The sequence below is a fragment of the Pseudoalteromonas sp. 4NS20-0020 genome, assembly GCF_057554385.1.
In genome coordinates, this window is the sequence record NZ_BAAJMI010000003.1 from 250,610 (window position 1) to 274,125 (window position 23,516).

Genomic DNA, 23,516 nt, shown 5'->3' on the forward strand with positions numbered 1-23,516 from the left:
CTATGAATGGGATTAAGCAAATTGCATACTTTGGTATATCCACTTTATTTCTTAAAGTATTAGGGTTTGCTTTATTACCTATAACTACGCGTATTTTAAGTCAGGCAGAGTTTGGTGAGCTAAATTTTTTGGTGTCTATTTCGGCAGTTATGTCGTTGTTATTGTGTTTAGGTTTACCCGATTTATTGTTCAAGCAACAAATGAACAACCCACAACATAAACGTGCCTTATTCAGAGATGCATTACTGGTGTGTGCCATTGTTAGTGGTGTATTTGTGTGCTTGGTTTTTTACTGTATTGATTATTTAAGCGCGTTATTACCGGTAACACTAAATACACTAGATATTAAATTGTTAGCTATTAACTTAGCGCTCTCGTCTCTACTTTCTATTTTATTTTGTTATTTTAGATATTACGAAATGGCAAAGCAATTTTGTATTTTGGCTGTGCTTCAAGGTATGGGGCAAACACTTCTAACCGTTGGTTTACTTTATTTAGGCCATGGTGTTACTGGGGTAATGGCATCGGGTGTGGTGTCGAGCGCTTTAGTATTATGTATTGCTCTAGTTTTGGTATTGAAGCCGCTGGGTATCAGCTTTAAACATATTTCATGGAAAATAAGTTATAAAAACGGACTTTTTTTAATCAGTATTGTTACCTCGTCTTTATTTGTGTATGCAAATAATGGGGCCGAAAATTGGTTTATAGTTGCCAGTGAGGGCAAAGAAAAACTGGCTCAATATTATGTCGCTTTACAGTTTGCCGTTATGACCTCGTTCGCTTTTGAACCTATTAGAATGTGGTGGTTCTCACGTCGTTTTGATGAATTGGCTAAAAACCGAGAACGTTATGTCGAGTTGTGCACGCTGTGTTTAGATTCGGCCATTTTACTTTGCGCGTTAATGCTTATTATCACCCCGTCTATTTTTAGTTTAGTGTTACCACAAAATTATCAGTTGCATACTTGGTTGTTACCAAGCCTTATTTTTATTGTGGTTATTAAGCATCATAGTGATTTACTTAATATAGGGTGTTACATCCATTACAATGGTGCGTTTGTTACTGTGGTTAATGCAGTTAGCGCATTCGCTGTGCTGGCTTTGTTAGCCGTTTTAGTTCCTCGATATAACGTATACGGCGTAGTGGTTGCACTTTGCATTGCGCAGTTAATTAAAACCAGTTTACTTATTGTTATTAGTCAACAATTAGAAAGTTTAGCGTTTAGTGTTACGCGTTTGCTGCCCAGCTGGGTGTGTTTTTCTTTAATATACTTTTTAAGCATTACACAAACTGCCTATTTTGAGCTTATTCAATGCATTGTTTTTATCTGCTTTTTAATTGCTTTGTTTTATAAATACAAACACGTAATTTTAGCACTGACCCAGCAAACAATGCGGGGTAAAGTGTATGATTAGTTGGTATAAAAAATATTGTCTGATGATCAACGGCTTATTTGTAATGACATTAACATTAATGCTTTACATGCGCTTTGGTCCCATTGCAGCCTTTGCTTTATTATTGTTACCTTTTGCAGGGTTTTTAGCCGTGAAAATAAGCACGGTATTTATTATTCTTTTTATACTGTTTAGCTACTTTAGGCTACATGAAGTCTTTGTTGTATTAATGCCCCTTAAAATTCCTAAAATGTTGGCCTTAGCTTCATTACTGGCTATTGCATGGCATTTATTCATTTCAAAATCGTTAAAGCCTCATTGGAGTTCAACACACTTGGTGTTTGTAATTTGGTTTGTTTGGCTCACCGTTTGCGTATTTAGTGCCTCTAACAAAGGTATGGCCATAGAGTATTGGACCGGTGTGCTAGTGAAGGTTTTCATTATGGTATTTGCCATTAGCTGGTGGTTAACCCGATTTTCGCATTTTAGTTTAGTACGAATGGGCATAATGATTTCGGGTATTTCGGTGGCGTTGGTTGCACTAAGTAACAAAATGAATGGTATTGGCTTGGTTGAGGGCACGCGTGTCACTATTTCTCGTGAGTACCGCTCGCAATTAGGAGACCCTAACGATCTATCGTTAGTGTTGATGTTTCCGGTGTCTTTTTTGGCTGCAGAGTTATTTGATAAAAGTGCGAATAAATATCGTCGTCTATTTGCAGCCGTAGGATTGTTGTTAGCTATTTCTGGCGTAATAGCCACACAGAGCCGAGGTGGCCTACTGGGTATTGCTGCTATTTTAAGTTTCTTTTTGTATCAAAAAGTAAAAAACCCAATTGTAGTAGGAATGTGTGCAGCCGTTGCCATGCTAGCAATGATGGTGTTTGCAGGCATTGGTGATAGGCAAAGTGGAGGCGCAGCAGAAGACGGGGTTGATGCGTCTGCAATGGGTCGAATATATGCATGGCAAGCGGCAATTAATATGGCGCTTTCTAACCCGCTAACGGGTGTGGGAGTCGATAACTTTTACGTAAATTATTATTTTTACAGTCCGCATTGGGATGGCAAGAATCATGCAGTACACAGTACATGGTTTCAGGTGTTAGGCGAAACAGGCTTTGTAGGTATAGGTATATTTGTATTATTAATTGCCAGTATATATCGCAGCCTATCACGCGTGTATTGCATCAATGCACTTAACCCTAACGACCAAGTTGCAGTTAATGCAAATGCATTAAAAGCAGGTTTAATAGGCTTTATGGTTGCAGGTACTTTCCTAACACAAGCTTTTACTTGGCCGCTTTACATTATTTTAGCGCTAACAATCGCACTCGAAAAAATCACTGTTGAGAGCAATAAGGAGTAAAACTATGATCATACACGTTAAACATTGGCTTAAATGTAGCCCTCATCCTTTTGCAAAATCACTTTTTCAATTTGCAAAAACGATTCGCAATCCACAAATGATTGTTATCCCGTTTTTTCATTCATCGCTTTATTTTGTTCATCAATTTTTAAAACAATTTATACATGAATTTTTACGTATCACTTATTTTACGCCCCTTTTCAAAAGCCAAATTAAAGGCAGTAAAAAACAGCTTTATTTATATTCAGGTATGCCGCAAGTGCTGGGTGAGCTTAATGTTGTGTGTAAAGACAACGTGAGAATGTCGGGTATTTCTACCTTTTGCGGGCGGGTAGGAGGGCAAACAACACCCACTTTAACCATTGGTAACAATGTTGATATTGGTTGGCAAAATGCGTTTTCGGTAGGACGTACCATAACCCTTGAAGACGACGTTAGGTTAGCAGGACGTGTATTTTTAGCGGGTTTTCCTGGACACCCGGTTGATTGTGAACGAAGAGCCCAGGGGCAAAGTGATGATGAAAACCAAATTGGCGATATTATTATAAAGCGCGGGGCATGGCTTGGCACCGGAGTAACCGTGCTTGGGGGCGTTACCATAGGTGAAGGGGCGATTATTGGCGCAGGTAGTGTTGTGACTAAAAACATACCCGCCTTTAGTATTGCTGCGGGCAATCCAGCGAAAGTAGTTAAATACATAAAGGAATCATAATATGAGATTTGTTGTTTTTGCAGAGGATTGGGCAAGCCACCCGAGCAGCACACAGCACTTATTTGCTGAACTGGCTAAACATCATGAAGTACATTGGGTCAATTCAATTGGTATGCGAAAGCCAAGCCTTAAATTAAACGATTTAAAACGTGTATTTAATAAATTAAAACAATTATTTAGCGACACAACTAGCGCAAGCATTGAAACGCCAGAAACATTACATGTTTATAAGCTCCCCGTATTGCCTTGGCATGACAACGCATTAGTAAAACGTTTTAATAAGTGGGTGTATTCTCAATACTTTAAAAATATTGATGATGAGCCTGTTACTTACTGGTTAAGCGTGCCCACAGCCGAATATTTAATTACAAAACAAAAACGCGATAGGTTAATTTATTACTGCGGTGACGATTTTAGTGCATTGGCCGGCGTTGATGCGTCACTTGTTGCCCCTTGTGAAAATAGCTTGATACGAAACGCTGATTTAATTTATGTCATCAGTGCGTTTTTAATGAACAAAATGCCTAAGCACAAAACAAAAATGTTAAGCCATGGTGTTAGTTACGATTTGTTCACTTCTAAAAGTGAAATTGCACCAGAGATAAACCACTTAAATGGCCCCATTATTGGTTTCTATGGCAGCATCAATGCGTGGTTAGATATTGCATTACTCACTGCGTTAGTCGCGCAGCGACCCAGTTATCAGTTAGTGCTTGTTGGCGATATTGTGGGGCCTACTGCACAGTTGTTGCAATTTAAAAATGTAACGCACATTCCTGCAATTGAGCATGCTCGGTTAGCGAGTTTTTCCACACATTGGAACGTGTCTGTTTTACCGTTTGTTAATAACGAGCAAATTAGAGCGTGTGACCCATTAAAGCTTAAAGAATATTTAGCGGCAGGAAAGCCTATTGTTGCTACCGATTTTCCCGCAGTAAAACAATACCAATCAGAAATTTTTATTGGCAAAACGCATGATCAATTTATTAATAAAATTGATGAAGCCGTTAGTTTAAACACCATTGAGCGCAGCACCCTAAAATTATCGCAACAACAATTAGCAAAGAGCCACAGTTGGGAGTCAAAAGCGCTAAAAGTGCAACAAGACTTATCTATTTTAAATCACGCTGTGTAGCGTGATTTTTTAAACCAAAACCCTCTAACATGTCATTTAATTAGGCCTTTGAGAGCTGAGTCTCAAAAGCCTGATCCCCGCTAATAAACTGCTTATTTTTATTAAATTCACAACAGTTGGCGCACCCTGTGCAACACCTTATGTATAGCGCGATATTTGCAGTTTAAATTATTAATTTGCAAACAAACGCCACATTTCGCATAGCAATATGCAAATAGATAGGTAGGGATTATGTTAGTTAGAGAGCAAATAAAACGATTACTTTACTTAACCTTGTACGCTGTATACACACGTGCAAAGTTATTTGTGATCCCACTTTTAGTGGTGCCTTTTGTCATTATATTGCTCACAGTGACTGCACAAAAAAAATATATCAATCATGCCACTATTTTAATAGAGGAGTCAGCATTACTTAACCCGTATCTTGATGATTTATCTTTTTCATTTGATTTATCTAATCGGATGGCAGCACTTCGTACACTCGTTATAAGCAGGAAGGTACTTATTGCAGTAGCAAAAGAAACGCAATTAGTGCCAGAAAATGCGACGCCTTCGCAAATAGAAAAAATTCACCAAGAGTTATCTCAGGCATTGTCTTTGTCGTTGGTAGGGGATGAGCTGGTACGGGTTAATTTTATATGGCATGAGCAAAGTAAAATGAAACTGGTGCTTGAAAAAGTAGTCGAGAAGTTTATAGAACGTTTACTTGCGCCCACCCGAGCATCGCTTGATAGCTCTGAGCAGTTTTTTTATCAGCAGCTGAACAGCATTCGTGATGAGCTTGAATTATCTGAAGAGGCACTTGCTGCCTTTAAATCAACAAACAGCAATACCTTGCCGGCTGTGCTGCACAGTAACCGTCAAACGTTTGATAAATTATTGAGCGATCAACAACAAAAAACAATTGTACTGTCGGGTGCGCAAGCAAAATTAAAAGCACTGGCTACTAAAATGGGCCAAGCAAACCCAATTTTAGGGCGTATTGAAGAAAAAATTATTGTTGCGGAGTCAGAGTTAAGCTTTTTAAAAACACGTTATACCGAAAAACACAGTAAGGTTACTTCAAAAAAACGAGAGCTACAAAGTATACGTAATCGCCAGCAATCACTATTAGAGAGCGCAGAAGACTTAGACCCCACCAATATTGAACAGCTATGGCAAATGGCAAACACACTGCCTAGTGGTAAAGACAATGAAAGCAGTGTTCTGGTTTCGCAAATTCTAAAATTAGAAGAGGCCAAAAATGAAGTAGCTCAACACCAACAAGAGTACGACATGCTAGAGCAACAAGTAAAACTCGTTGGTGAAAGGCTATTAGTAACCAGTGATGTAGAAAAGCAGTTAAGAAAACTAGAGCGAGATTACGATGTTAAACAATCGCTTTATAAAGATATGTTAAGCCGTTATGAAATGGCAAAAGTGACAGGCAAATTGGTTAAGTACGAAGGGCCAGATAAAGTAAAAACCATTGAACGCGCCTACAGTCCAACGCAGCCAATTAATACGTCGTTAGTCGCATCCATTATTGTGGGTATTATTTTAGGTGTGTTTACAAGTAGCACAATTGTGTTTGTAGCGACCTTATTTGACAGCCACTTAAAAGATATTCAAACCATAGAAAAACTATCTTCTTTAGAGGTAGTTACCATTTTACCTATTGTTAAAAATACACCTGTAGATTTGGTGTTTAGCTCAGCGATTAACTCTATTGAACAGGGGAAATAATATGAACGTTTTACATCTAGTTCAGCACTTTAAAATAGGTGGCCTTGAAAAAATGGCCGTCACGCTAATGCAAAAAAGTCAATTTGCAGACTCAAGTGTGGTTGTATCACTTGAAGGAACGTTGGACGAGGCTGTTGAAGGTTGGCCACAATTAGCGTCGTTTGAAGGGCGGTTAATTTGTCTAAATAAGCCTGCAAAATTTGATATGAATACGGTAAGTAAACTGACCGAGGTTATTAAAAAGTTCAATATTGATGTAATACACAGCCATCACATAGGGCCAATGCTTTATGCAAGTATGGCATGTATACGCAATAGACGCGTAAAGCATGTATCGACTATTCATGATGCGTGGTATTTAAAAAGTTTTAAGCAGCGTTTAATTACTAAAGTGCTTAACAAATTGACAAAGATTAGTTGGGTTGCTGATGCGCAGGTAGTCGCTAACGATTTTTATAACGAAACAGCTATTCAAACCGATAAAACAATACTCAATGGTATTGATTTTAAAAAATTTGTTTGCGGGGATGAATCAAAAGCCCGTAAGGAACTGCATTTACCGCAAGATATTAACTTAATTGGCTGTTCAGCACGGTTAGAGCCAGGTAAAGGGCATTTTGCATTATTAAGAATTCTTAATTCATTGCCCATTTATACAGAACTTGTATTTGCTGGTAATGGTAGCTTACATGCTGAATTGGTGAATTATGCCACAAAGCTTGGCATTAAAGATCGCGTTTATTTTTTAGGTAATGTACAAAATATGCCGCTATTTTATTCAGCAATTAATGTGATGTGTCTGTATTCGCAGCGTGAAGGGTTACCGCTATCTATTTTGGAATCAATGGCGTGCGGAAAAAGCATTGTTGCCACCGATGTAGGCGGAATTAAAGAGGTACTAACCAGCGAGCAAGGTGTACTCGTAAAGCCTGGTGATGAGGTTGGGCTCAAAAAAGCGCTGATTGAAGCCATTTATATAAAACATGGAGAGTGTATTCGTCAGCACGTATTTTCAATCGCAAGTGCTACAAAAATGAGTGCAGAGTACGACCACTTTTACAACGGTATTACATCGTGAGGAAAATATAATGACTTATTTATTAATAATATTAGCGGTGTTAATTGTGTTAGTTATATACCACCATGTGGGCTATTTAGCACTTTTAAAGTTATTTAGTCATGGTAAGCGTCAGCGATTAATTAGTGCAAAGAATACCAAAGCAACCACTCATTTTGGTATTTTGATTTGTGCCTACAATGAGCAAGATCACATTAAAGAAAAACTTCATAATTTGGGCGCCATGCTTTACAACACAGATATGTTTGCGATTCATGTGTACCTTGATGGTTGTACAGACAAAACATACGAAGAAGCGATGCTTGCCCAGGCTCATTTAGCAACACAACACGTTGAGTGCCATTTGCACTTTAATAAGCATAATCGTGGAAAGGCACATGGTATTAACGAATTAATTAAGCTAACCAAAACGAATTACGATGTTTTATTGTTTACTGATGTAAGCGCGTTATTGAGTATTGATGTACTGACTAATATTGATGCTGATTTTAAAGATAAAAAAATTAATGTTATTACCGGGGTGTATGTTTTAGATGAACAAGCCACACAAGAGCAAAAGCATTACTGGCAATATCAAAACAACGTTAAAAGTATGGAGTCATCTTTAGGGGCGGTGATTGGTGTGCCAGGTGCGATGTTTGCCATTCGTTCACAGTACACAGATTTACTGGATGAAAGTGCCATTAACGATGACTTTATTTTATCAATGAACGCATTAAAAAATGGCGGTAAAGCAATTGTAGATAAAAACATTAATATTGTTGAAAGAGAGTGTGATGAACAAAGTCACGACTATGCAAGACGCGTAAGGTTAGGCGCAGGTAATTGGCAGCAAATAAAGGTGCTGTTAACGCTTTTTAACCCTAAGTTGGGCTGGGTGAGTTTTAACTTTATTTCGCACAAAGTACTACGCGGTATTATGCCGTTATTGCTGGCTTTAATTTATATTTTGCTTTTTTCAATGGCGCTGTTTTCAAATGTTATGCTGGCAAAGTTAGGTTGTGGAGCTATTGCGTTACTTCATGGTATTGAACTGACTAAAAGGGTTTTTAATATCACGGCTAAAATACCTGTTGTAGATAAGGTTAACTATATTCTTAATGCCTATTTTTTAGCGTTATGGGGCATTATTAAATATGAAAAAGGCGATTACAAAAGCCACTGGCAGCGTGTGCATAAAGGCAATAGCGAACAAAACGGTACCATTAAGTGTGTTAAACGCGGTATTGATATAATTGGCTCCGCTTTAGGTTTAATTGTGTTGTCGCCTGTTATGTTAATAGTTGCACTAACAATAAAGCTAACTTCACGCGGGCCTGTGTTATTTAATCAGCTAAGAGTGGGTGAGAGCAGTGACAGCTTTGTTGCATTGTTTAATGTGCTTAAATTTCGATCTATGGTTGTAGATGCTGAAGTGAAAAGCGGTGCAGTATGGGCATCTAAGGACGATCCTAGAATAACGCCAGTGGGTAGGTTTATTCGTAAAACACGGCTAGATGAATTACCGCAGCTGTGGAATGTGTTAGTAGGGGATATGTCATTGATTGGGCCGCGCCCAGAACGCCCCGTATTTTATTCAAAACTAGAAAAAGATATTCCTTATTTTTCACAACGCACTTATGGCATAAAACCCGGCATTTCAGGGCTTGCACAAGTAATGAATGGTTACGATGAAAGCATTGATGATGCAAGAAACAAAATAGGCTGGGATTATGCCTATATGCTAAGTACGTCATCACCTCGTAGCTGGTGTTACATGGAATTGACCATACTATTTAAAACCCTTGTTGTTATTTTTACTGGTAAAGGCCAGTAATCATGCATTGCATAATGCAATAGGATGTTTCAGTCTTAATTGCATTATGCTCTAACATCCCTTTCAGCTATATACTTCCCATTAAAACCTATTAATTATCAGTGATTTAAAGTTGGTTCATTTCTTGTATTAGTAATAGAGAACTTTACTCATTAATAGGTAACTACCATGACTAATTTAGCCAATTCACAAGAACAAACCGTAATTTCGCTTCCTGCTGATTTTTCAGGCTTTACCGTAGACGGATTTAAAGATGAATTTGAAGGGTTAGTGGGAACAGACACTAATTTTATTATTTTAGATTTTTCTAAAACAGAGTTTATAGATTCGTCTGGTATTGGCGCAATTGTGTTTTTATACAAACGAATTGAAAAGAAAAACCATCAACTTTCTTTACTTAATGTGACGGGTCAGCCTTTCAAGTTAATGAACTTGTTAAGAGTAGATAAAACAATTCCATTTATTGATTCAATCTAACAGTTTAAGGAGAGGGATATGAAAGCACACATTTTTATTATCATTACTTTATTTTTAAGTGGGTGTGCTTCTTGGCCTGATGAGGGACAAGGAGGTTGGGCAGAAAAGTACCAAAACTACCCGTTAGATGATGAGCAAAAAGATTTAAATTACACACAGCCCGAAGAGGTGGTTCGCAGTGAATTTGAACACTTAGTGCTAAAGCTTGAGCTGTTAAAGTCTCAAGACATTAAAGCCTGTATGCCAGCACAATTGTTAAAAGCACAAATATACGAAAACCGTATTCGCAGACTTATTGCAGCTCAAATGTGGGAAGATGCAGAGCACGACTTACTTATTCATTATCATGGGCTTAACCAGTTAACGCAGCATTTTGATACTGTACAAAAGTTAACTCAATGTGCGGTGGTCAAAGAAGAGAAACCTGCTTTATTTAGCGTTAAAAAGCAAATTACTGATTTACTCAATAGTGATAATCAATTTGCGTTCAAGGCGTTTGAGATCACACCTAAATACGCAGTCAGGCTTGCTCAAGCAGCTGATTTAGTTAAAGAGCTTGAAAGCATTTCTATATTGCTAGTCGGTCATACCGACTCGATGGGAGAAATGGCCAGCAACTATGAACTTGCTTTAAAACGCGCTGAAACGGTTAAGCATTGGTTAGTGGTTTATGGTGTGCCAGTGCAAAGTATTACAACGCTTACTCAGGGCAGCTTAAAACCTTACAGCGATGAGCCACAAACCGACTCAGTGCGTCATTCAGACCGCCGCGTAGAGGCCATAGTACTTGACGCCAACACCAATAATTTACAGGACAATAAAGCTAAATCGTTAGTGAGTTGGACCAAAATTATTAAAAGTAAGCAGGAGTAGGTTATGAGATATTTACTAACAATCGCATTATTAATTTTTTCGTTTCATGCTTTCGCAGCGACTAACGCTGATGACGATACGGTGCAGGTAGGCAATAAATTATTTTTGTATATTCCTGGAGAAGTCGATTTTGATAAAACCTTTGAAGTTGACAACAAAGGGCAAATTAATTTGCCCGAGGTTGGGCAATTTGTTGTAGCTAACAAAACTATATCACAAGTTGAGCTAGAGCTTACTCCAGTGTTAGGTGGCTTATTTGTAGCAATGGATGACTTTTATGTAGAGATACGTAGCAGAGATATTTTTATTAATGTTATGGGCTACGTTAATACGCCATCGCAAGTGAGCATTCCTGCAGATGGTAATATCCAAATGGTGATTTCGAAAGCAGACGGTTTAAGGCCAGGTGCTCAGCTAGATAGATTGCAAATAAGACGTGGCGAAGAAATTATTGAGTTTGATTACAAAGCGTATCTAGATTCGGGAAATATTAGCTTATTACCTGCGCTTAAAAGCCAAGATACCGTATTTGTGCCCGTTTCACCGTTACTGGGTAATGTGCAAATAGACTTTGATGCCCAAACACTCAGTGCAACTGGAGATGCCAACGATGGTAATGCAGTGACCATTTTAGGCGAAGTACATAACCCGGGAAGTTTTTCATACAAAGAAGAAATGACTATTTTAGATGCACTTATGCGCGCTGAAGGCGTTACGCGTTATGCCGATGTTACCAAAATTAGGGTGATTGTAGATAAATCGCCGGTTATCTTTGATTTAAAAGCGTATTTAGATAAACCATCAGGTAGCACTATGCAGTTATTGCAGCCGGGTTCGACAGTCTATGTGCCCATTATGGTTGATGATGTAAACACGACTTCTCGTACCGTTTATATTATGGGTGAGGTTCAAAAACCAGGTGCTTATGAAGCAGCAGACAGTACTAACTTTTTGGATATTTTAGCGAATGCTGGTGGCCCAACTCGATTTGCTGAAACCCGCCATATAAAAATACTAACGCCAGAAGGGGAAAGCATTTTATTTGATTTACAAGGCTACAGTGAAGGCATGGTAACCACAAAAGTGCCCGACTTAAACCCAGGCGATGTTATTTTTGTTCCAGAAAAAACAGACGTCAATGAAAAAAGCTGGCTTAAAATTCCGACCAAACGCGCCATTAAAATAATTGGTGCTATTACTTCTCCGGGCAGGTATGAGTGGAGTGATGAAATGGACTTTACCGATTTATTAGCACACGCGGGCGGACCTACCAAAGGCGCTAATATCAACGATATAAAAATACTTAGAAACGGTGATGTAACCCAGCGTTTCGACCTTGAAAAATACACCATAACAGACGGTGAAACACCATTGCCAAACCTAGTGGCCGGAGACACTGTCATTGTAGAGGAACTCCCCGTTGACCCTGCTGATAATAAATCGCAGTGGATACGTCAAGAGTCAAGCAAGTCTATTTATATTATGGGGCAGGTTGGTTCACCTGGGCGTTATTCGTTCAACGAAAACATGCATTTTATCGATATTTTAGCGGCTGCTGATGGCCCAACAGGGACTGCAGATATTCGTAATATTAGAGTAACTCACAGAAACGGTAATAGAGCTAAAGTGAGTAAGTTAGATTTAGCGATGTACTTTGAAACCGGTGACGAAACATTATTTCCTAATGTATTACCAGGAGACACTATTTTTGTTCCAGAAAAAAATAAAGACTGGCTACGCACACCTAAAGAACGCGTAGTACGCATTATGGGGGCGGTGCAAAAGCCTGGTAGATATAACTTTGACGACACAATGAGCATTTTAGATGTATTAGCTGAGGCCGGCGGCCCTTCAAACTCTGCACTCATTGATAAAATAGTTGTGGTTAATCATTCTTGTTGTAAAGAGCAATCAAGAGTGTTTGATTTAGAAGCCTTTATTAAATCGCCAAACTCAGCAAATATTCCAGTCCTCAGAGCAGGGGATACCTTATATGTTCCTGATAAAGGGCAAGATTTATTAAGCCAGTTTAAAGAAAATTTCCTGGATGTAATTACCATACTTGCGCTAGTGGTGGGCTTATGAAATTAATACCAAGTCAATATCATGAGTTAGAAGTGATATGTAATACCATGATTGATAACGATGCGAGGTGCGTAACGTTTATATCTTTATGTGGGTCTGAGGGGGCGTCTACCGCATGTGTGAGCGTTGCAAAACGCTTACAAAGCCAAAATAAGTCGGTGCTTATCATTGATTTAAACCCAATTAATACATTTAACTCAGACGATAAGTTACCCGATGCGTGCAGCCCGTGGCGCTTTGATGATATTTCGTGCCAATTAGGTGTTACAAATTACCAAGAGGTAAATTTGCTTACAATTAAACATTTAACAGCCATTGAGCCAGCTAAAAACAAGCATGTGTTAAATGACGCGATTGCTCGCTTAAAACAAGAGTATGACTATATTTTAATAGATATGTCGCCGGCATTAAAACTAAACAGAAACAATGTACCGCTTCATTCACTAAGTTTGTGCAGTGAATTAACCTTTGTAGCAGTGGCACTTGGTGTAAATGACGAGGAGTCATTATGCAAAGGTATAAAAGAGCTAAAGCAAGCCGGTCATAGCAATATTAAATTACTAATAAGCCAACATAACTTTGCTCCACTGGGGGAGCGTATTATTAGTGTTTTAAATAAGCATAAAAACAAATGGCCTAAATTATGTAACAACCTTAAGTCGAAAATTAATAAACAAAGGTGGTTGTTCGAACACCATTGAGGGAAATATGGATATTTTATTTGAAAGACGTTTTGAATTGCTTTGGCCAACGCTTAGCGAGATCAGATTGGTTCTTAAACATGTTTTAAGAGCACTTAACGTAAAAAAAGATGAAGTAGATGCTGCGGGTTTAGTTGCAACTGAATATTTAACTAATTTGATAAGGCACAACGAGGGATCAGAACAGCATATTTTTTTGCGCATAAGCCAAGCGGATAACGATGGTTATACACTCACATTTATTGACGAGCTTACGCCTTACAATTTATTTGAAAAAAATAACTCTCAGTGGAAACTAGGCTCAGGTACTCTGGTTGAAGGTGGTATGGGAGTTGAACTGATTCGCCACTACTTCAAAGAGGCCGAGTACGTATCAGATAAAGGTAAAAACTATTTTACTTTCCCACTAGAGCACATAGATAAACGACCCACCGTTATATACGTTGACGATGATGTTACCCAGCTCGCACTTATGAGCGCCTATTTAAAAGATCACTTTCAAGTTGTTCCTTGCGAAAGTATTGAAGCCGGCTGGCAAGCAATTTTAACTGCCGATGCACGAATATTGCTGCTTGACCACAAGCTAAAAAATGGAACGTGTGAGCCACTTTTAGAAAAGCTCAACCAGTCAAATTTAAAGTCACAGTTATCGGTTGTTATGCTAACAGGTGACGATAGCGAAGAGGTAATAAGTAAAATTAATCGGTTAGGTGTAGATGACTATTTAATTAAGCCAGTTAAAAAAAATAAATTGCTGCAGAGCATTGAACGAGTAACACACCGTTTTGCTTACTTATCGTATCAAACAACATTTGAATCTACACCGTCTAAAATTCATTTACAAAATGATAAAAGCGCGCATCTTTTTGGGTCTATTAGCTTGGGAAACGGTGGTGACTTTTTTATGCCCATTAACGATGAATGCAGTGCATTTGTGCTTGGCGATATGATGGGGCATGGTTTGCAAGCGCTTAAAGAAAGTTTTGCAATTAAAGGGTTCATAAGTGGTTTTTTGGCCACCGGTTTGCCTTATCAAAATATGTTAGCGGCGCTTAATAACGCTTTGTATAAGCAGCAACTTTGTAAGTCTAGTTTAGTCACGCTTGTTATTTGTTTTATTGAGAACAATAAACTATTTTGGTTAAATGCCGGGCACCCGCCGCCAGTTGTAATACTCAATAATGGCAAAGTACACCAATTGACAGGCACAGGACCACTGTTGGGCCTGTCAAAAGAGCATAACTACACACTATACGAAGCAGGGCTTGACGATGTTGAACATATTTTGTTGTACACCGATGGCTGGACTGAAAATCGTTTCACCGATAAAGATGAGATAGGTGAACTAACTAAAATTATTCCTCAAGATTGTAAAACGTCTGAAGAGTTTGCACATTGCTTGTGGAAAAACTCACAAGTTACCCTTTCTAAAGAAATTGACGACGCCTCATTAATTATAATTAACTGAGTTTGCATTACTTGACACTTTATAGCTATATTAAAGGCATATATTCTATCTGTTTGAATTTATGGCAACTTGCCAACTGAGACGACTTTATGCCACCTACAGTTCTAATCGTTGAAGATACGCAGTCTTTAGCAATGATGTACCAATCCTACTTATTACCAACGGGTGTTAATACACTTGTGGCAAGTGATGGCCAAACGGCCATGGATATAATTAATAAGGTTCACCCCGATTTAATTGTACTTGATGTTATGCTGCCTGATATGAATGGGCTTGATATTTTAGCGACATTAGAACCCGATAACTCGCCTCAAGTTGTTGTATTAACTGGTCATGCAACAAAAGAAATGGCTATTCAGGCAATAAAACTAGGCGCGAGTGACTTTTTAGAAAAACCAATAGAAGCAGACCGCTTCAGAATAACGGTTAACAACGCGCTTAAAATTAAAAACTTAAAGCAAACCGTTACACAATACAAAAATAAATACGAAAACGGAAAGTACTTTGATTTGATTGGCAGCTCAAAGCAAATGCAGTCTGTTTATCAAATTATAAGTTCGGCGTCTGCCAGTAAGGCCACTGTTTTTATAACAGGTGAAAGTGGCACGGGTAAAGAGTTGTGCGCACGAGCTGTTCATCAAGCGTCTAATAGAGCGAATAAGCCTTTTGTAGCCTTAAATTGTGCAGCAATACCAAAGGATTTAATTGAAAGTGAAATTTTTGGGCATTTAAAAGGGGCGTTTACTGGCGCCATTGCTAATAGAGTAGGTGCTGCAGGGCAGGCTAACGGCGGGACGCTGTTTTTAGATGAATTGTGTGAGATGGACATAAATTTGCAAAGTAAACTTCTGCGATTTATTCAAACAGGGAGCTACCAGCAAGTGGGTAGTGAAAAAGAAGTAAAAGTTGATGTTAGATTTGTTTGTGCAACTAATAAAGACCCGCTTATTGAAGTTGAAAACGGCCGTTTTAGAGAAGATTTATATTACCGACTCCATGTTATTCCTATCGAGCTGCCACCTCTAAGAGCGCGCGGAACAGATATTATTGAAATTGCCGAAGCCTTATTTGTAAAATTAGCGTTAGAAGAAAATCATCCTTATAAAAGTATTTCAGAAGGCGTAAAACAGTTGCTTATGCAGTACAGTTGGCCAGGCAATGTAAGGCAGCTCGAAAATGTGATCCGTAATGTATTGGTACTTCATCCTGAACAATATATTGATACCGATATGATCCCCGCATTACCGGTCAGTTCAAAAACGCAGGCGCAACACACGCCAATTATCAGCGAGCAGCCAGTAAGTACTGAAACCCCCGCCTTTGATATGGCAACATCACAAAGCGAAGTTAAACCCCTATGGCTTGCAGAAAAAGAATACATTGAGCACGTTATAAAAATATGCGTGTCGAATGTGCCTAAGGCTGCATCACTGCTCGATGTCAGCCCTTCTACACTTTACAGAAAAATTAAAAGCTGGGAAGAGCTCGAGTAACTTTATGTACCTGTGTAAGCTTTTTGCAAGAGCAAAAATTGTTGTTTTCCCGAAAATCGCTCCTCAAGGATGTTATACGCGTTATTGATAATTCTTTTAGTCTGTTCTTCAGGAAGTAAAAGCAGCTTTTCGACCTGATATTGGCAGTGCTGTGCATTAGCTTCTAACATTAAAAAACCTGTTTCATCGTGTTTGATAATACTAGGAATTGCACCAACAGCACTGCTAATTATAAACTTTTGCTCAGAAATAGCCTCAAGCAATGCCATGGGAAGTCCTTCTTCTCTAGAGCAAATGAGCAACACATCAATTTTGCTCCATATATCATTACGTTCAACAAGGCCATGATACTGAAGATTGCGTAAGTTCGGTACCTCACCTTTTAATGGGCCATCTCCAAAAATATGAAACTTAATGTCTAAATCTTGCTGCATGTTTTCAGCTAATCTACAAAATATATCCGGTCCTTTTTCAAAAGATAGTCGCCCCACAAAACCAATATTTAAGGTTTTATTATCACACCGATTAAAGTGACTGTTAGAAGAGTTTATTGCGATGAAGTTTTCGAGCAAAGTGGCGTTTCTTAATGATGCTTTTATTTGCTCTGATACGGCAAAATTGGTCGATAATGGAGAAAGTAATTTATCTAGCTTATTGTAAATTTTTAACTTACCGGTACCCGCTTCGCCAGCATGATAGGTACTAATGCAGCGATGCTTTGTTACTTTACATGCTAAACGGCCAAATATTCCTGCTTTGTAGCCGTGGGTGTGAACAACCGTTTTTGAGTCAAACGTTTTTAACTTTTTAAGTAAGCTGCTTAAGTTTCCTTTTAAAAATTCATACCTTATATTTTCTTTATTAAGCAGAGCATAAAATGCTTGATTTTTATGATCCTCATAAAACATAATGTTATTGCTAATGCGGTTTTGAGTAAGAAGCTTTGAAAGTTCAACTAGGTGTGTTTCTATACCACCGAGCATCGAAGAGTCGACAAATAAAACAACGTTGTAATCCATAACTGACCCCAAAAGATATATATGATTAATTACTCAACAATTGAACAGCTCAAAAGTGATGTAGGCAACGAGTTAGCAGTAGAGCTGCTAAAAACGTTTATAAACGAATCTAAAAAAACAATTGATATTTTGACCAATACACAAAACCTCAGTGAAATTGAAATTAGCGCGCATAGTCTTAAAAGCAGCGCTTACAGTTTTGGCGCTTCGGGTCTTGGAGACACGTGTACTTCAATCGAGTCCATTGTAAAAATTGAGCATAGCGCTGAGGAGCTCAACAGTTTGTTAAAAATAGCTGATGAGCAAAGCGCAGAGACGTTTAAACAGCTAGAATCCATTATCCAAAATATTTAAAAATGATTACTCAATTGAATGGGCATTTTTAGTAATCCAGAAAACACATTGTTTAGCTCATCTATGTCATGCAAATGAGCCCTGTTCTTAATGATGTTTTTGCTGCCCTGTAATATTTCTTCAATTGCAGAAGGCGGAATGCTCAAGTCGTACAACTTAAATCCTAGTTGCTCTGCAAGCCAATCCACACCAGCGGTTTGGGTGTTTTTCATTACGCTTTTTTCTTCTTTTGAGTTTTCAATAAAAATACGACACGCCGATGTTTTTTGAATAGCTGCCGCTATATCATTAACTAAAAATGCGGGTAAAATACTTGTGATAATGCTGCCTGGGCCAATAATAATTAAGTCGGCTTCTAAAATTGCTTTTACACAGCCGGGACCTGCAGGAACATTTTTTGATAGTGATACACTTTTAGGTAAAGAAGTCAGTGAATCAATTTCACATTCGCCCATTACTTTTTCACTGTTATTTAATTCAGCAACAAGGTCAGTGGGTACTTCTGTCATGGGTAAAACGGTTTCTGTATTGCCAAGCATAATATTAAAATGCGCAATGGCTTTGGTTGCAGATCCGGTCAGCTCCATTAAACCAAGTAGTGTTAAATTACCTAAACAATGATCAGCAAGTTGCCCTTGTGTAAATCTATGTTCGTAAATTGCGTTGAACGTAGATTTTTTACCTGCAAGCTGCAAGCAGCAACGGCGTATATCTCCAAGCGCAATGGTTTCTTGTGAAGCTCTAATTTTACCTGTGCTACCACCATTGTCAGTGGTTGCGACAATAGCGGTTATATTACTACTCATTGGCTTAATTGCGCTTAAAACCTGAGCTAATCCGTGTCCGCCACCAATACACACTATTTTCATTTTTGAGCCTTTGTATTTTTATTTATTTCACATGTAAGCTGCATTTATTATTCCAAAAGTTTTATAACAATTAACATGATGATTTATATTGTTTTTTAATCTATATTTAATTGAGCAAGGCCCGTTTAAAATTTCCCTTTTGCAAAACGCGATGCATATTGATGAGGAAAATGAGTGTGAATAAAACAGAACATCTGTGTGTATCTGAATTACAAAAACATTTAATAGATTTAGCTAATTGTGAGTACGGCGCTGATTTGTTGAATCTGTTGAGATCGGTATTTGAGTCAAGGCTTAAATATACTGACTGTATAATCATCAATAGTTACAAATATAGGTATTACGAGACAATAGCGACCACGAATGACCAGTTTAGTGACAAAATGTGGTCTGAGTGTTCTTTGTTTACACAAACAGCTGAGCACGGTTATGTTATATGCCAATACCCTCAACAAATTGAAGAGCTCGAGTTTTCGATTTTATATTCAATTCAAACATTAAAACTAAAAAATTCTTTATTGTTTAGTGTGAACACACAATTTGATAAAGGCATATTTATTTTTACAAATGTAGATGCGCAGCAGTGCGAACAACTTGTTAATTCAGACACAATAAAAATATTGTTGCAGCAGGCGTTTTTTACGTTAATAAGTCAAATTAAGTTAGCTAAACAAACGGACAAAGCTTTATCGCTTATACATAAATTTACGACACTCTCTAGCCTATTTAAAGAGTATGGGTCAGAGTGGTTTTGGCGATTAAACCCGCTAATGGTATTTGAAAGTATTAATAATATTGAAACTATAGGGAATGTGTACGATCAGCTTTTTATTGGTCATAAAATTGAACACATCATTACAGATAATGAAAAGCAAAATACAGAAAAATGGCAGCAATTTAACCAGCTAATTGATGACCGTGACGATTTTCATAATTTTGAATTTGAGATTGAAGCCGATAAAAATTTTTGGGTCATATTAAGCGGTAAACCTCTTTATAATAAGTTAGGACACTTTTTGGGTTACATGGGGCTTGCAAAAAATATTACTACTTCTAAACAGCGCGAGTTTGAACTTCAGGCACAAACCTTAAAGGCAGAAGAAGCAAGCCAAACAAAATCTAAATTTTTGAGTGTGATGTCTCATGAAATTAGAACACCTATTCATGCCGTTATGGGTATGATTGAGTTACTACTTGATACAGAGCTTAGCCCCGAGCAACAGCAACTTGTTAATTATGCTAACTCTAGCACTGAGATCTTATATGGTCTAATAACTGATGTGCTCGATTTTTCAAAAATCGAATCAGGCACGGTTTCATGTCTAAAAAAACCATTTGATATAAAGCTACTAACTGAAAATATAGTAGGGCAGTTTAATATTATTGAAAAGTCAGATGATATTCTTTTTACAACGCATATCGATGAAAGCATCCCACAATACGTTGTTGGAGATCAGTACCGATTAGGACAAGTATTATTTAACATAATGAGTAACGCGTTTAAGTACACAACACATGGTCAAATAAATTTAAATGTAGTTTTACAAAATGAGCAGCTCGTTTTTGAAGTGAAAGACTCGGGTATTGGTATAGCTAAAAAGCATTTAGATTTAATTTTTAAGCCATTTAGCCAAGTGAATGACAGCATAAACCGCAAAAGTGAAGGGGTTGGTTTAGGGTTAAGTATTTCAAAAAATTTATTGGGCATAATGGGAGGAGACATAACAGTAGATACCCAGCTTGGCTTAGGTAGTACGTTTACTATTTCTATTCCATTTGAAGAGGCCCACACAAGCGATATTGTTGATAATGTAATTTATACACAATCGGCACTGGCTATTTTAGTCGCTGAGGATAACAAAACAAATCAAGTCCTTATTAAGGCGTATTTAGAAAAGCTAAATCATAAAGTTACGCTTGCTAATCATGGGCGTGAAGCGATTGACTTATTTTCGCGTAAAAAGTTTGATTTAGTATTAATGGATATCATGATGCCTGAAATGGATGGTTTAACAGCAGCAGAATATATAAGAGATGAATTAGTCAGCGATGTACCAATTTACGCATTAACCGCTAATGCAGAAAAAGACAATAAAGCATCCTGTTTTAAGGTGGGAATGAATAAGGTGCTTACTAAACCAATTAAATTTCAAGAACTCGAAGCTGCTTTAAAAGGGGTATTTCCACGTTGAAATAACGTAATTGATGTGTAGACACTATAAAAAATAGAACTTAGGATAAGTTAAATTTTATAGTTTACGATGATTTGTATTTTTAGCTTTAGCCCAACCCACTATTTAATTATTAACTTGCTGTTTGCTAATAAATTTATAAGGAATATTATGTTTTTTGCCTTTTTCAGAGTTTTTATTTCAGCCCTTGTTATACCAGTTATACTCATCTTAACTACAACCAAAAGCTATGGGGTAGGATTTGAAACGTTGCCTAAGAAACAATTTAATGTCCTTTTATTCACAAAAAACGAAGGGTGGCATCATAAGTCTAAAACTAACGCCGTTAAAGCAATTGAAGGTTTAGCTAACAAACATCATTTTAATTTAGTTTGGCACGAAGAAAGTCATTATTTTAATGACAAATATTTAGCTAATGTTGATGTCGTGATCTTTTTACTAACCACGGGCGATATTTTAAACACTCAAGAGCAAAAAGCATTTGAGCAATTTATAAAATCTGGAAAGGGGTTTGTTGGAGTTCATAGTGCGTCTGATACTGAGTACGATTGGCCGTGGTATCAAAGGTTAGTAGGGCGCTCTTTTAGTATTCACCCAGTTATTCAAACTGCAGTTTTAAGTAAAGTGGCCAATACTAGCTTTATTGGTTTAAATCATATGCCACAGCAAATGTTATGGACTGACGAATGGTACGAATTTGGTCCAGAACTGAGTAAATTAAACTATTTACTAACGGTAGATGAGCAAAGTTATAATCCACATGTTGACTGGGGCAATAATAAAATAGGTAAAGGTATGGGGGCATTTCATCCAATTTCGTGGTACCAAAACTATGACGGTGGCCGCTCATTTTATACGGCTCTTGGGCATACAAGCGCGGTTTATAACAGTGAGTTTTTGACCGAACATATTTTTGGTGGCATATACTGGGCTGCAACTGGGAAAGGCTTAAATAAGAAGTAATTATCTCACGTTTGAAAGTTTGATGAGCTTCTTTGGCTGTTTATCCTTACAGCAGTTTGATTATTGCTTTAGTTTGGTGAAGTTAAATATGTATGCGGTTTTTATTTATTAGCTTATAAACATTAAACGATGATTTATGCTCTCACTCAATGCTTTGCTGCCGCCTGATAACGTACATATCTGTTCATGGGCTATTTTCAGTATTTTATAACCAAAGCTCCTTTTTCAAATCTAAAGTAATCTATAGCAAAAAACCTCAACGTTACTGTGTGTATTTTGGTGATTTTGCAATTGTGCATTTATAATAACGTAATTTTTTAGATTATATGAACAACCAAAATTTAATTTTTATCAACAGGTTAGGGTTTTTGGCGGCTGAAAAACGCCCGTCTCAATAACTATTGTGAACATTTCTGATCTGTGTGATTGGTTCTTAATAAAGTTTGCCTCGGTTTTAAAACCGAGGCTATGTCATTATAGGTAACGGTTAACAATATTCTCAAGCAGTTCTTGGCGTCCTGATACCTGCTCTGGGTTGATATTTTGTTGATGCACTAAGGCTGAAAGGCTCTCAAGTGATTGCTCACCATTAAGAATGCTTTGACCTAGCTCTTCTTTCCAGCCAGCGTAACGTTTTTCAACAAAGTCAGACAGCTCGCCACCTTCAATCATTGCTGCTGCATTGAGTAATGCTTTAGCCATTGTATCCATACCGCCAATGTGACCGATGAATAAGTCATCACGCTCACATGATTGGCGACGAAGCTTAGTATCAAAGTTAAAGCCACCTGTTGTAAAACCACCGTTCTTTAAGATTTCATAAACGACAAGTGTGCATTCGGCTACATCGTTAGGGAATTGGTCTGTATCCCATCCGTTTTGCATATCGCCACGGTTAGCATCAATACTACCCATAATGCCTTCTGCGCAAGCAACCGCAATTTCGTGATGAAAGCTATGACCTGCAAGTGTTGCGTGGTTCGCTTCAATGTTTACTTTAATTTCGTTTTGTAAGCCATGCTTATGTAAAAAGCCTGCCACTGTTGCTGTATCGTAATCGTACTGATGTTTAGTTGGCTCTTGTGGTTTTGGCTCAATTAATAATGTGCCTTTAAAGCCAATTTTTTTCTTATGCTCTACCACCATTTTTAAAAAGCGTGCGTACTGTTCGCTTTCTTGTGCAAGGTCTGTATTTAGTAGTGTATCGTAACCTTCACGGCCGCCCCAAAGTACGTAGTTTTCACCGCCTAAACGATGTGTAATTTCCATTGCATGTTTAACTTGCGCTGCTGCATATGCATACGTATTAGGATTAGGGTTTGTTGCACCACCTGCACAAAAACGTTTGTTTGAGAATAAGTTAGCAGTACCCCACAGTAATTTTACACCTGTACGCAGCATTTCTTTTTCGATAATGTTTGCTATGTGCGTTACGTTATCGTGACTTTCTTGAAGTGTTTTACCCTCAGGGGCAATATCAACATCATGAAAACAAAAGTAGGGAACGCCTAGCTTTTCGAAAAATTCAAAGGCTACTTTTACTTTTTGTTCCGCAAGTTCTAATTGGTTACCGACAGGTTGGATCCAAGGACGGTCAAACGTACCTTCACCAAAAATATCAAACCCTGTAGAACAAAAATTATGCCAATAACACGCTGCAAAACGAAGGTGCTCTTTCATTGTTTTACCAAGAACGACTTTATTTTCGTCGTAGTAACGAAATGCAAATGGGTTTTTAGAGTTTTCACCCTCAAATTTAATTTTTTCTACGTTTTTAAAAAATTGCTCACTCATGA

19 protein-coding genes are annotated in these 23,516 nt (G+C 37.8%); 16 read left to right on the forward strand and 3 right to left on the reverse strand.

Annotation, left to right across the window (positions count from 1 at the left end):
- Positions 1-2 precede the first annotated feature (2 nt).
- The 13 genes from AC27JL_RS08370 (at position 3) to AC27JL_RS08430 (ending at position 16,323) form a co-directional block, all read left to right on the forward strand.
- The gene (locus AC27JL_RS08370) at positions 3-1,415 is read left to right on the forward strand and encodes a lipopolysaccharide biosynthesis protein (RefSeq protein ID WP_487195372.1); all 1,413 of its coding nucleotides are present in this window, start codon (positions 3-5) and stop codon (positions 1,413-1,415) included.
- Entirely contained in the window at positions 1,408-2,760 is a 1,353-nt protein-coding gene (locus AC27JL_RS08375; RefSeq protein WP_487195373.1) for an O-antigen ligase family protein, read from the forward strand. The genes AC27JL_RS08370 and AC27JL_RS08375 overlap by 8 nt, the downstream gene beginning before the upstream one ends.
- A 4-nt stretch (positions 2,761-2,764) precedes the next feature.
- Positions 2,765-3,472, forward strand: coding sequence for an acyltransferase (locus AC27JL_RS08380; protein WP_487195374.1), 708 nt, complete (start codon positions 2,765-2,767; stop codon positions 3,470-3,472).
- Position 3,473: 1 nt separating this feature from the next.
- A complete protein-coding gene (locus AC27JL_RS08385; protein ID WP_487195375.1) occupies positions 3,474-4,607 on the forward strand; it encodes a glycosyltransferase in 1,134 nt (377 codons plus the stop codon).
- Between the two features lie 231 nt (positions 4,608-4,838).
- Positions 4,839-6,332, forward strand: a complete 1,494-nt coding sequence (locus AC27JL_RS08390) for a GumC family protein (protein WP_487195376.1) — start codon at positions 4,839-4,841, stop codon at positions 6,330-6,332.
- 1 nt (position 6,333) lies between these two features.
- Positions 6,334-7,410, forward strand: coding sequence for a glycosyltransferase (locus AC27JL_RS08395; protein ID WP_487195377.1), 1,077 nt, complete (start codon positions 6,334-6,336; stop codon positions 7,408-7,410).
- 10 nt (positions 7,411-7,420) lie between these two features.
- Positions 7,421-9,226 carry a sugar transferase gene (locus AC27JL_RS08400; protein WP_487195378.1) on the forward strand — a complete coding sequence of 602 codons (1,806 nt, stop codon included), beginning with the start codon at positions 7,421-7,423 and terminating at the stop codon, positions 9,224-9,226.
- Between the two features lie 168 nt (positions 9,227-9,394).
- Positions 9,395-9,703: an STAS domain-containing protein gene (locus tag AC27JL_RS08405; RefSeq protein ID WP_006792900.1), complete on the forward strand. Its 309-nt coding sequence runs from the start codon at positions 9,395-9,397 to the stop codon at positions 9,701-9,703.
- 18 nt (positions 9,704-9,721) lie between these two features.
- A complete protein-coding gene (locus AC27JL_RS08410; protein ID WP_487195379.1) occupies positions 9,722-10,576 on the forward strand; it encodes an OmpA family protein in 855 nt (284 codons plus the stop codon).
- Positions 10,577-10,579: 3 nt separating this feature from the next.
- Positions 10,580-12,661, forward strand: a complete 2,082-nt coding sequence (locus tag AC27JL_RS08415; protein ID WP_487195380.1) for an SLBB domain-containing protein — start codon at positions 10,580-10,582, stop codon at positions 12,659-12,661.
- Positions 12,658-13,362 carry a capsular biosynthesis protein gene (locus tag AC27JL_RS08420; RefSeq protein ID WP_487195381.1) on the forward strand — a complete coding sequence of 235 codons (705 nt, stop codon included), beginning with the start codon at positions 12,658-12,660 and terminating at the stop codon, positions 13,360-13,362. Before AC27JL_RS08415 ends, AC27JL_RS08420 begins: the two co-directional genes overlap by 4 nt.
- Positions 13,363-13,369: 7 nt before the next feature.
- Positions 13,370-14,830: a SpoIIE family protein phosphatase gene (locus tag AC27JL_RS08425; protein ID WP_277054524.1), complete on the forward strand. Its 1,461-nt coding sequence runs from the start codon at positions 13,370-13,372 to the stop codon at positions 14,828-14,830.
- An 89-nt stretch (positions 14,831-14,919) separates the two neighbouring features.
- On the forward strand, positions 14,920-16,323 hold the full coding sequence (locus AC27JL_RS08430) for a sigma-54-dependent transcriptional regulator (RefSeq protein ID WP_487195382.1): 1,404 nt from the start codon (positions 14,920-14,922) through the stop codon (positions 16,321-16,323).
- Between the two features lie 2 nt (positions 16,324-16,325).
- Here AC27JL_RS08430 and AC27JL_RS08435 read toward each other — a convergent pair whose 3' ends face one another.
- Positions 16,326-17,342: a glycosyltransferase family 4 protein gene (locus AC27JL_RS08435; RefSeq protein WP_010556351.1), complete on the reverse strand. Its 1,017-nt coding sequence runs from the start codon at positions 17,340-17,342 to the stop codon at positions 16,326-16,328.
- Between the two features lie 21 nt (positions 17,343-17,363).
- Between AC27JL_RS08435 and AC27JL_RS08440 the strand changes: the two genes are divergently transcribed.
- Entirely contained in the window at positions 17,364-17,696 is a 333-nt protein-coding gene (locus tag AC27JL_RS08440) for an Hpt domain-containing protein (protein WP_487195383.1), read from the forward strand.
- On the opposite strand, the gene AC27JL_RS08445 is transcribed toward AC27JL_RS08440, so the two are convergent.
- On the reverse strand, positions 17,693-18,565 hold the full coding sequence (locus tag AC27JL_RS08445) for a gluconeogenesis factor YvcK family protein (RefSeq protein WP_487195384.1): 873 nt from the start codon (positions 18,563-18,565) through the stop codon (positions 17,693-17,695). The two genes, AC27JL_RS08440 and AC27JL_RS08445, sit on opposite strands and share 4 nt — an antisense overlap.
- Before the next feature lie 176 nt (positions 18,566-18,741).
- Between AC27JL_RS08445 and AC27JL_RS08450 the strand changes: the two genes are divergently transcribed.
- Positions 18,742-20,757, forward strand: coding sequence for a response regulator (locus AC27JL_RS08450; RefSeq protein ID WP_487195385.1), 2,016 nt, complete (start codon positions 18,742-18,744; stop codon positions 20,755-20,757).
- Between the two features lie 150 nt (positions 20,758-20,907).
- On the forward strand, positions 20,908-21,720 hold the full coding sequence (locus AC27JL_RS08455) for a ThuA domain-containing protein (RefSeq protein ID WP_487195386.1): 813 nt from the start codon (positions 20,908-20,910) through the stop codon (positions 21,718-21,720).
- A gap of 474 nt (positions 21,721-22,194) precedes the next feature.
- Here the strand turns inward: AC27JL_RS08455 and xylA are convergent, their stop codons facing one another.
- On the reverse strand, positions 22,195-23,514 hold the full coding sequence (gene xylA / locus AC27JL_RS08460) for a xylose isomerase (protein ID WP_487195387.1): 1,320 nt from the start codon (positions 23,512-23,514) through the stop codon (positions 22,195-22,197).
- Positions 23,515-23,516: the final 2 nt, after the last annotated feature.